The following is a 7,363-nucleotide window of genomic DNA, read 5'->3' on the forward strand; positions in this document are numbered from 1 at the left end:
TTCAGCTCTCCGCGCCGGCGTCGGTCGACTCGGTCCGGGTCGCGGCGTGCTCGCCGGTTTCCGGCGGGGCCTTCTGCTCCTGCTGCTCCTCGACCTCCGCGGCCGTGGTGGCCGGGGCTCTCCTCGCCGGAGCCGTCGTGGCCGGGTTTTCCGCTCGCGGGGTTTGAGCCGCCCCGGTGTCGGGGGTCTCGGGCGTCTCGGTCTCACGCCCGGTCGCCGGGTGGGTGGTAGCCGGTGCGGAGGCCGTGGGCGCCGTCGTGGTCGGGGCCGGAGTGGTGGCCGGCGGGGAAGTCGGGGTGGTCGTCGGGGCGTCGGTGGTCTCCGACGGCTCGGTGGGCGCGGCGGTTTCCGAGGTTTCCGACGGCTCCGCGGGCGACGTGGTCTCCGCGCCGGGTGTGGTGGACAGCGTCACCGAGGTGGTCGCCTCCCCCGGCGGCACGGCCGGGTCCGACTCCGGAGCCGGGGGCACGGTCGCCTCGGGGTCGCGGTGCTCGACCTTGACGTTGAGCTCGTTCCACTGGTCGAGCAGTTCCTGTTTGCGGCCGGCGTCGTTGACGTTTTGGACGGTGTCGCTGACCTCGGCGAGCTTGTCCTTGGCCAGATCCCACTGACCGTCGACGATCATCTGCTGGACCTTGGCGAACTCGGTCTGCGCGACCAGCGCGACCCGGTCGTCGCGCACCTGCTGCGGCTCGCCGAACAGCGTGCTGCGCAGGCCGTAGAGCGCATCGCCGGGCTGGGCGGTCGCCAGCACGGCGCCGAAGCCGCCCAGCCCCAGGACGGTGGCGGCCACCGTGCCGACCAGGGTCAGCCCGCGCCGCGAACGCGGCACGTGCGGCGGGTGGCGGCGGCCGCGTTCCAGGGCGGCGACGGCCTGGTTCTCCGCGACCAGCCCGGTCGCCGGTGGCCAGCGGGTCTCGTCGCGCCACCCGGCCAGCAGGTCGGCCAGCGCCCGGTCGGCGGGGTCGCCGGGCGGCGGCGGCTGGCCGGCGCCGAGCGCGTCGAGCAGTCGGTCGCTGCGGGCCACCGCATCCAGGTCGGGGGCGCGGCCGTCGTCAGCCATGCGCACCTCCGGTCGCCACGATCTCCGAGCGCAACCGGGTCAGCGCGCGGTGTTGGGCCACCCGGACCGCGCCGGGCGTGCTGCCGACCGCGGTCGCGGTCTCCTCGGCGCTCAGCCCGACCACGACCCGCAGGATCAGGATCTCCCGCTGCTTGTCCGGCAGCACCTGCAGCAGCCGGTTCATCCGCTCGGTGGCGTCGGCGTCGATCGCCCGCTGTTCGGGCCCGGCCGTAGCCGGTGCCGCCAGCTCCGGCACCGTCTCGGTGGCGTACGCGCGGTTGCGCGCTCCGGCGCGGTGAGCGTCGGCGACCTTGTGCGCCGCTATCCCGTAGACGAAGGCCAGGAAAGGCCGTCCCTGGTCCCGGTACCGGGGCAACGCGGTTATGGTGGCCAAGCAGACCTCCTGTGCCACGTCGTCAGCCGACAGACCGCTCCGCTCCCCGGCCCCGACGCGGGCTCGGCAGTACCGCACCACCAGGGGGCGGATGGTCTCCAATACTTCCCGGAGCGCATCCCGATCGCCGGCCACGGCCGCAGCCACGGCAGCGTCGAGATGGTCTCCATGAAGAGTCATCGACGGCGGCATCTCCAACGTTACGGACCGGCGGATGCCGGGCGGGTGGCAACTGTCCACGATAACGAGCCGGTACCGGTGATCAGTGGTTGCGCCACACCCCGCCGCCGTGCCGCACCCGCTCGGCGGCGTGGTCGCGCAGGTCACGCACCTGCTGCCGGGATCGCGACCCGCTGCCGATCTCGGCGAGCAGGCACCCCGCCGCCCACCGCAGCGGCATCAGCCCCAGCGCGTCGGCGGCGTCCAGGGCGGTGTCGGCGGAGCGCCGGGCCTCGTCGAGTCGCCCGGCGGTGCACAGCGCGGCCGCGGCCACCAGGTCGCTTTTGACACGGTGCCGGGCCAGGTCGGTGTCGGCGACGAGGTCCTGGGCGCGTCGGGCCAGCCTTATCGCGGCCGCGCCGTCGCCGGTGGCCATCGCCAGCTCCGCGCCCACCCAGGCCCGCCGGACCGGCAGGCGGGCCACCGGCGCGGCGGGCAGCCGGTCGGCGCGGGCCAACAGGGCGGCCGCGGCGGCGAAGCGGCCCACGCCGAGGGCGTCGGCGGCCAGCCCGACCAACGCGTCGGCGGCCGCTTCCGGGTCCTCGCCGGCGTGCAGCAGGGCGCGACCGTCGTAGCCGCGGGCGCGGGTGTGCCAGCCGAGTTGCCGCCAGTACGACGCCGCGGTGCTCAGGGCGAGTGACGCCAAGGGTCCGGGCGGCGCGGCGCGGTGCAGCGCCAGCAGGTCGGCGTGCGCGCTGGCGTAGCGACCCTGCCCGCCGGCGGCGACGGCGCGCAGCCACAGTTGATGCTCGGTGGCCGCCGCGGGCAACGGCCAGCGGCCGGGGTCCGCGCCGAATGCGGCGGCGGTCAATGTGTCCACGCTCATCGCCGCCATACTTTAGTAAATTGTTTGTGGTCGCCGTGTTACGGCCGCGTTAAGCGCCGGGTGCGGATTTTCTCCCGACGTTTCCCGCTCCGCAACATGCGGGCGGTACGGCGACAAATCCTCTGGGGGAACTGGACTTTGGTCCGGCATCTACGCCCGGGTCGGCCGGATGGCAAATGAACGGACGGTGAATTGTTTCGTCATCGCTGTTAACCCCACACTCTTGCCGGAAATTGACTCTTTTCCGGCGTGCTGTCTACGTTCAATTCGACGTTCGATTCGACGAGCGAAAGGGGTTTTCATGGCTGTGCCGGAACCGCATCTCAACCCCTACACCGACCTGTGGGATTGGCAGCTGCACGGCGCGTGCCGCGGCCTCGACTCGTCGGTGTTCTTCCACCCCGACGGCGAGCGGGGCACCGAGCGGCTGCTGCGCGAGCAACGCGCCAAGGCGATGTGCCGGTCCTGCCCCGTGCTGACCGAATGCCGGGCGCACGCCCTGCGCGTGGGTGAGCCCTACGGCATCTGGGGCGGGCTGTCGGAATCGGAGCGCGCGCAGATGCTGCGGCGCGTGGATCGCCGGCGGCGCACCGCCTGAGCGAGCCGGCGCCGGCGAATCACGCCGGTGCCGAGACACCCGCCCCGGGCCGGGGCATGATGAGCGCCGTGGGAACCACGGTGGTCGCCTCGCGTGCGACGGTAGCCAGCGCCGGCGTCGCCGGGTCGGTGGCCACCTCGACCAGCGCGGGAGTGGCCGGATCGATCGCCACCGCCGGCAGCGCGGGAGTCGCCGGATCGATCGCCACCGCTGGCAGCGCGGGAGTCGCCGGTAGCATCCTCACCGCGGCCTCGGCGGCGATCGCCGGAAGCATCGGGTGCGTCGGCTGTGCGCTCTGCCGACGCTGCGTGGCCTGCCTGGGCTGCTTCGGCTGCACCGGGTGCCTGGGCTGTGTGGGCTGCTACAACTGCTCGGGCCTGCGGTTCGCGGTCGGTCTGCGCGACGTGCACGCCTGAGTGGGCGGGAGGCCGCGGGCGCCGCGCCGTGGTGATTCCAGGTCCACCGGTAGCAGCGGTCTTCGAGCTAGACCCCACCCGCGGCTCAGCTTGCGCCGGCCGCGATCACCTGGTCCACCTCCGAGGCACGGTCGGCCAGCTCCGACCGGTTCTGGTCCAGCGCCTCGGCCTGTTCCTCGTCGGCTTTCATCAGCGCCTCGATGTCGGCGCCGGCCAGGTCGAGCACGCCCATGTCGGTGAAGGCCCGGCGGACCTTGTCGCCCCACAATCCGATGTCCTTGACGATCGGCACGATGCGGCTGAACAGGTGGGACCGGAACTGGCCCATCACCGGCGAGTTGTCGACCCACTCCGCGCACGTTTTCACGTCGAGGTCGAGGGTCTCGAACACCTCCTCGCCGCGGAACCGGTCGCGCATCAGGTAGCAGGCGTCGACGACGAACTCTTCGCGCTCGGCGCGCTCGGTGTCGGTCAGCGCGGCGTAGTAGTCCTTCAGCGAGATCCGGCCGAATGCGACGTGGCGCGCCTCGTCCTGCATGACGTAGGCGAGCACCTGCTTGGCCAGCGAGCCCGGCGGCGCCAGGTCGCGCAGCACCCCGAAGGCCGCCAGGGCGAGCCCTTCGATGAGGACCTGCATGCCCAAATAAGGCATGTCCCAGCGGGAGTCGCGCAGGGTGTCATCGAGCAGCGCCGTCAGGTTGGTGTTGATCGGGTAGACCAGGCCGACCTTCTCCTGCAGGAACCGCGCGAAGGTCTCGACGTGCCGGGCTTCGTCCATGGTCTGGGTGGCCGCGTAGAACTTCGCGTCCAGATCCGGCACCACCTCGACGATCTTGGCCGCGCAGACCATCGCGCCCTGTTCGCCGTGCAGAAACTGGGAGAATTGCCAGGCCTGCGAGTGCTGCCGCATCTCGGCGCGGCGGGCATCGTCGGCGGCCTCCCAGATCGGGCTGCCGAACAGCGGATGCATCTCGTCGGGCAACCCGATCGGGTTCATCGGGTCGACGTCTTGGGTCCAGTCGATCCGCGACTGCGCATCCCACTGCTTGTCCTTGCCCTTCTGATACAGCGACAGGAGCCGGGCGCGCCCCTCGTCGTACTCCCAGGTGAAGTGGGCGTCACCGGTGCAGGGGACCTGCCACGAGTAGGGCGCGGGCACCTCGGTGTACTTGTCCCTCGTGGTCATAGCGGCCGCCTCTCTGCGGTGTGACCAGGTGGTCTGCTGTCAATCTCCGCCGGTCAGGCGGCGGTGTCAACCCTGAGATGGTGACGATTCCGCGTCGACTCAGCGGGGAGGCGGACAAGAAAAGCACCCCCCGGCCGGGAGGTCCGAGGGGTGCTTTCCGACGGAATCGCTCAGTGCGCGTGACCGTGATGCCCGTGCCCGTCGTCCTCCTCGGCGGGTTTGTCGACCACCGCGGTCTCGGTGGTCAGCACCATCCGCGCCACCGAGGCGGCGTTCTCCAGCGCCGAGCGGGTCACCTTGACCGGGTCGATGATGCCCGCGCCGGCAAGGTCGCCGTACTCCAGCGTCGCGGCGTTGAAGCCCTGCCCGACCGGCAGCTCCACGACCTTGGCGGTCACCACCTGGCCGTCCAGACCGGCGTTGGTGGCGATCCAGTGCAGCGGCGCGGCCAGCGCGGCCGAGACGATGTCGACGCCGAGCGCTTCGTCGCCGGAGAGTTCGGCACGAACTTTCTCCAGCGCCGAACGGGTCTGCAGCAGGGCCGCACCGCCACCGGCGATGATGCCCTCCTCGACCGCGGCCTTGGCGGCGGCGACGGCGTCGTCGACAGCAGCCTTCTTGGCCTTCAGCTCAGTTTCGGTCGCCGCACCGACCTTGATGACCGCGACACCGCCGGCCAGCTTGGCCAGCCGCTCTTCGAGCTTCTCGCGGTCCCAGTCGGAGTCGGTGGCCTCGATCTCGGCGCGCAGCTGCTTGGCGCGGTCGGCGACCGCCTCGTCGCTGCCGCCGCCGTCGACGATGACCGTGTCGTCCTTGCCGACCACGACCCGGCGGGCACTGCCGAGCACCTCCAGGCCGACCTCCCGCAGCAGCAACCCGACGTCCGGGTTGACCACCTGGGCGCCGGTGACCACCGCGAGGTCCTCCAGGAAGGCCTTGCGCCGGTCCCCGAAGTAGGGGGCCTTGACCGCGACGGCCTTGAGGGTCTTGCGGATGGAGTTGACGACCAGGGTCGACAGCGCCTCACCCTCGACGTCCTCGGCGATGATCAGCAGCGGTTTGCCGGCTTCGGCGACCTTCTCCAGCAGCGGCAGCAGGTCGGGCAGCGAGCTGATCTTGTCGCGGTGCAGCAGGATCAGGGCGTCCTCGAGAACGGCTTCCTGCAGGTCGAAGTCGGTGACGAAGTAGGCCGACAGGTAGCCCTTGTCGAAGCCGACCCCGTCGGTGATCTCCAGCTCGGTCTGCAGCGTCGAGGACTCCTCCACGCTGACCACCCCGTCGCCGCCGACCTTGCTCATCGCCTCGCCGACCAGCCGGCCGACCTCGGCGTCCCGCGAGGACACCGTGGCGACCTCGGCGATCCCGGCCTTCTCCGAGACCGGCGTGGCCGCGGCCAGCAGCGCCTCGGAGACCGCTTCGGCGCCCTTGGCGATGCCGGTGCCCAGCGCGATCGGGTTGGCGCCGGCCGCGACGTTGCGCAGCCCGGCCTTGACCAGCGCCTGCGCCAGCACCGTGGCGGTGGTGGTGCCGTCCCCGGTGACGTCGTTGGTCTTAGTGGCCACCGACTTGAGCAACTGGGCGCCCAAGTCCTCGAAGGGGTCCTCCAGATCGATCTCGCGGGCGATGGTCACACCGTCGTTGGTGACCGTCGGGCCACCGAACGCCTTGTCCAACACCACGAACCGCCCCCGCGGACCCAGGGTGACCCGGACCGCGTCGGCGAGTTGGTCGACGCCGGCCTCCAGGGCACGGCGTGCGGTTTCGTCGTACTCAATTAGCTTGCTCATGGCCTTTTCCTTTAACGCGGTCCGCCCCGGAAATCACCCGCGCGTGCGCGGGGATCGCCGGGGCGGAGCACGGTTTTACTTGGAGACGACAGCCAGCACGTCGCGGGCCGACAGGATCAGGTACTCCTCGTTGTTGTACTTGATCTCGGTGCCGCCGTACTTGCTGTAGATGACGACATCGCCCTCGGAGACGTCCAGCGGAATCCGCTTGGCGCCGTTCTCGTCCCAGCGGCCGGGGCCGACGGCGACGACGGTGCCTTCCTGCGGCTTCTCCTTGGCCGTGTCCGGGATGACCAGACCGGACGCGGTCGTGGTCTCGGCCTCGTTGGCCTGAACGAGGATCTTGTCCTCGAGTGGCTTGATGTTCACGCTCGCCACGATTGGAGCCCTCCACTTGATCAGCGTGTGGGTGCGAGGCGGATCCCCGCACCCGTCGGAATTAGGTGTTGCGGCATTCGTCCGGGTCCCCACACCGTCGTCGCGGGTGCCGGCACAGAAACCGTTCGACTGCCACCTAGCACTCTATACATGAGAGTGCTAGCACTCAAGAGAGGGCCGTGCTTTACCGGGATTGCTCCAGCGGGATTGCTCTGGCGCGATTGCTCCAGCGCGATTCAGCCGGGACCGATATCCGAGCTGCCGGCGCAGCGCTCCTCCCCGACGCTGACATGTCGACCAGTACGGCTAGCGGCCACCCGATTGCCGCGGGGTCACCGAAGAGGCTTCGGGATCAGGGACCGTCGTCCCCGCCGTCGCCGTTGCCGTCTTCGTTGTCGTTGTTGTCGTTGTTGTCGCCGCCGCCGGTTTCGTGGAGGAGTTTTTCGGGGTGGTGGTAGCGGTTGGTGCGGGGTTGGCCGCGGTCGAGGTGGGGTGG

The 7,363-nt window shown here is 70.8% G+C and carries 8 protein-coding genes; 2 read left to right on the top strand and 6 right to left on the bottom strand.

Going from position 1 to position 7,363, the window contains the following annotated elements; translation table 11 throughout:
* Position 1: 1 nt before the first annotated feature.
* From A5643_RS03925 to A5643_RS03935, 3 genes are all read right to left on the bottom strand, one after another.
* Positions 2-1,063, bottom strand: coding sequence for an anti-sigma-D factor RsdA (locus tag A5643_RS03925; protein WP_156628506.1), 1,062 nt, complete (start codon positions 1,061-1,063; stop codon positions 2-4).
* The gene (locus tag A5643_RS03930) at positions 1,056-1,637 is read right to left on the bottom strand and encodes a sigma-70 family RNA polymerase sigma factor (protein ID WP_066852175.1); all 582 of its coding nucleotides are present in this window, start codon (positions 1,635-1,637) and stop codon (positions 1,056-1,058) included. Before A5643_RS03930 ends, A5643_RS03925 begins: the two co-directional genes overlap by 8 nt.
* 82 nt (positions 1,638-1,719) lie before the next feature.
* Positions 1,720-2,502, bottom strand: coding sequence for a hypothetical protein (locus tag A5643_RS03935; RefSeq protein WP_066852182.1), 783 nt, complete (start codon positions 2,500-2,502; stop codon positions 1,720-1,722).
* Positions 2,503-2,803: 301 nt separating this feature from the next.
* Here A5643_RS03935 and A5643_RS03940 point away from each other — a divergent pair, with 301 nt between their 5' ends.
* On the top strand, positions 2,804-3,100 hold the full coding sequence (locus A5643_RS03940; RefSeq protein WP_066852159.1) for a WhiB family transcriptional regulator: 297 nt from the start codon (positions 2,804-2,806) through the stop codon (positions 3,098-3,100).
* Between the two features lie 56 nt (positions 3,101-3,156).
* On the top strand, positions 3,157-3,516 hold the full coding sequence (locus tag A5643_RS03945) for a hypothetical protein (RefSeq protein WP_066852161.1): 360 nt from the start codon (positions 3,157-3,159) through the stop codon (positions 3,514-3,516).
* 85 nt (positions 3,517-3,601) lie between these two features.
* Here A5643_RS03945 and A5643_RS03950 read toward each other — a convergent pair whose 3' ends face one another.
* From A5643_RS03950 to groES, 3 genes are all read right to left on the bottom strand, one after another.
* Complete coding sequence (locus tag A5643_RS03950; RefSeq protein ID WP_066852163.1) at positions 3,602-4,702, bottom strand: ferritin-like domain-containing protein; 1,101 nt, start codon at positions 4,700-4,702, stop codon at positions 3,602-3,604.
* 170 nt (positions 4,703-4,872) lie between these two features.
* Complete coding sequence (gene groL, locus A5643_RS03955) at positions 4,873-6,489, bottom strand: chaperonin GroEL (RefSeq protein ID WP_066852164.1); 1,617 nt, start codon at positions 6,487-6,489, stop codon at positions 4,873-4,875.
* 75 nt (positions 6,490-6,564) lie between these two features.
* Positions 6,565-6,867, bottom strand: coding sequence for a co-chaperone GroES (gene groES, locus A5643_RS03960; RefSeq protein WP_066852167.1), 303 nt, complete (start codon positions 6,865-6,867; stop codon positions 6,565-6,567).
* Positions 6,868-7,363 lie beyond the last annotated feature (496 nt).

The organism is Mycobacterium sp. 1274756.6, from assembly GCF_001668625.1.
Classification (GTDB): domain Bacteria; phylum Actinomycetota; class Actinomycetes; order Mycobacteriales; family Mycobacteriaceae; genus Mycobacterium.